The sequence below is a fragment of the Acidiferrobacteraceae bacterium genome (assembly GCA_037388825.1).
Taxonomy (GTDB): Bacteria; Pseudomonadota; Gammaproteobacteria; order Acidiferrobacterales; family JAJDNE01; genus JARRJV01.
Map to the genome: position 1 here is coordinate 1 of JARRJV010000128.1, position 2,553 is coordinate 2,553.

The following is a 2,553-nucleotide window of genomic DNA, read 5'->3' on the forward strand; positions in this document are numbered from 1 at the left end:
AAGCGCTGCAATACGAGATCTCATACGGTTGTTGCCCCCAATGCGTGCTGGCCACGGTGCAGGAGACCGTGGGCTACGTGGATGACGTTACGATCAAGGCCAGCCACAGCCTGTCGGGCGGCGGCGGCCTCATGGGCCACGGCGCCTGCGGCGCCCTTACCGGTGGATTGATGGCGATCGGCGCCAAGTACGGCCGCGACCGCAACAAGCTCCATGCCGGCCGCGGCATGAACAACTTCAAGAAGACGCGCGACCTGGTGGAACGTTTTCGCAAGGAGTTCGGTGGGATTACCTGCCAGGAATTACAGCAGCAGTTCACCGGCCGCACCTACGACATGTGGAACGCCGATGAATACAAGGCCTTCAGCGACGCGCGCGGCCAGCACTGCGCCCACGCCACCGCACTCGTGAGCAAATGGGTGGTGGAGTTGCTGTAGCAGCAGCAAGAAAGGCCGGAGTGATTGAAGCAAAATCATTCCGGCCCCTTTGATTGCTGACCTTCCCGAACATCCTATCGTTGATTCTCATCAATTCATATTTCACCGGTTTTGTGATTTCCTGAACATCCCTTGTCAAACTCGACAGGAGATTCTCCATGAGCGAGCAAGCAGCGATGACAAGCAAAATTGCCGGCGCCAGCTTCGGTCTGTTTCTGGTGTGGGTGGGGGCATCCTTTCTTGTGCAGTGGGGGCCCGGAATTGGCCTGCTGGGCATAGGAGTCATCATTCTGGGTGCACAACTTGTCAGGACCTTTTTCAATCTCGCGGCTGAATGGTTTTAGATCATAGTCGGGGCGCTGTTTCTCGCCGCCGGGGCTTCGGACCTGTCGGGCGTCCCACTTCCCTGGAACTTTCTGTTCCCGATCTTCCTAATCGCTGTGGGCGCGGGATTGATATTCTCCATCATCAAGGGAAAGCAGAACCGTTGATGATGCCTACGAATGATGAGCGCGACTGAAGGGGCGGACCCTCACAAGACCAAGCACTCCGCCCTTCTGGTCGCTCTCTGACCCAGTTCCTTGCGTGTGGGCGGCGCGCAGCTAAAGCTTCGTTGTGCCGTCGGGCGCACTGGGCGAATCCTCGAGGGTCCCCTTGGGGTACAGGTACCGGTGGACATGCGGGCACACATTGCCCCTGTCACATTTCTTCTCCGCATTCACTATCGGATCCAGCGCCGCCTTCAATTTGCGCGCGTCAAAGACTACCGGAGGCCTTTCCTGGATCGGCCCCTTCAAGAGCCGAATATCTGCCGTGAGGCGCGGCTTGTTGTACGAATAGGGAATGTACATGGGGATATAGACGGTTCCGGATGTCTTGATGTAAGGACTCCGGTGGCCAAACAATCCATTCAACGTATCCAGGTCAATAAGACGAATCTGGGACAGGATCTGAAACCCGTCATAACCATGATCCAGCGCCACCTGCGCGCAGCGGTACAACCAATAGGTCTGCACGGTTTCCCTGGTGGTGTACGCGTTTCCACCAAACGATACTCGCCAAATGTCGCCCTCGAGATGCTTCTCCGAGAATCCTCCTGAAAATCCCGAACGCTGGTATGCCGTCGCACAGCCCGCCAACATTGTCACCAACGCCAGCAACATAACTGCTCTCATGCTCCAATCCCCCCGATTTGGCTTCTTTCCAGTAAATAGTGGTGAATCACTCTTTAACACAGCTATAGATACTCGCTCTGATGGCTCCTGTGTTCTTTGACTCAAAGGGTATCGCGCTCACGTAGCCAACCGGGCATACCGTAAACGCCCACGGCTTGGCCGCCAGCGCTGGATCGCTATTGAAAGTATTGCCCGGAATAACTTGACGTTCTGTCTTCAATGCAGGCTCAGTTGCACTCTTGGCCACAAACTCAAAAACGACTGCCGTGTTGCAGGAGTTCTTGATCCCGCGTTTGCCATCATCTTGAGTCCACGTGATGCAATTTTCCAGATGAGGTTTCAGATTCCTTTCGGTTGGCCCAGGGCAATAATCATAGAACAAGGCCCGCTCCAGGAGCATGCTCGCCGACATGTTTATCTGCTGCTCCGGGTTCTCACGAACGAATTCCAGCAGGATCTTCCTGATCTGTTCCGGGGTCATCGCTTTATGAACGCACGGCTGGAATGCAAGGAATTCGGCTGATACAAATGCGTTCGCCCACGCGTCGATCGCTGCGTGGCTCATTGCCGTCTCCCGTGGGCTTTCCGACTCCTCATGCGTGTGCATTATGGACAGCCGGGCAATACTGTTCGCCACTTCCTCGTTGTACCCCAAACAGTAGTGTTCGTCATGATTCTCGTCCGGCGCGCAGACGCCCAGTTGCGTCCTTAGCTCCTTGCGGAACTTCCGCGGTTCGACCGCGTCCGTTGACAGGGACTCGTTGACTTTCTCGGCCAGGTCGCGCGCCGCGTTCCGTCCTGCGCAATACGACTGGTCACTCGGTCTGATTGATGCGCGGGCCGTCTGCCATTTCCATGACTGTATTGCGCCTTCGATATAGCCCTTGCAGTATGCCATCCTGTCCTTGTCAGTTGATGTGCACAGGCCGACGAACTCGGAG

At 56.2% G+C, this 2,553-nt stretch carries 4 protein-coding genes; 2 read left to right on the plus strand and 2 right to left on the minus strand.

Translation table 11 applies throughout. The features are described from left to right. Together P8X48_13245 and P8X48_13250 are read left to right on the plus strand one after the other, a co-directional pair. The coding region (locus P8X48_13245) for a C-GCAxxG-C-C family protein (GenBank protein MEJ2108268.1) at positions 1-437 on the plus strand (437 nt) is incomplete at its 5' end. Between the two features lie 158 nt (positions 438-595). Then, positions 596-781: a hypothetical protein gene (locus tag P8X48_13250; protein ID MEJ2108269.1), complete on the plus strand. Its 186-nt coding sequence runs from the start codon at positions 596-598 to the stop codon at positions 779-781. A gap of 258 nt (positions 782-1,039) precedes the next feature. Here P8X48_13250 and P8X48_13255 read toward each other — a convergent pair whose 3' ends face one another. Next, complete coding sequence (locus P8X48_13255; protein MEJ2108270.1) at positions 1,040-1,612, minus strand: hypothetical protein; 573 nt, start codon at positions 1,610-1,612, stop codon at positions 1,040-1,042. A gap of 46 nt (positions 1,613-1,658) precedes the next feature. Continuing rightward, a partial coding sequence (locus P8X48_13260) for a hypothetical protein (protein ID MEJ2108271.1) occupies positions 1,659-2,553 on the minus strand: 895 nt, incomplete at its 5' end.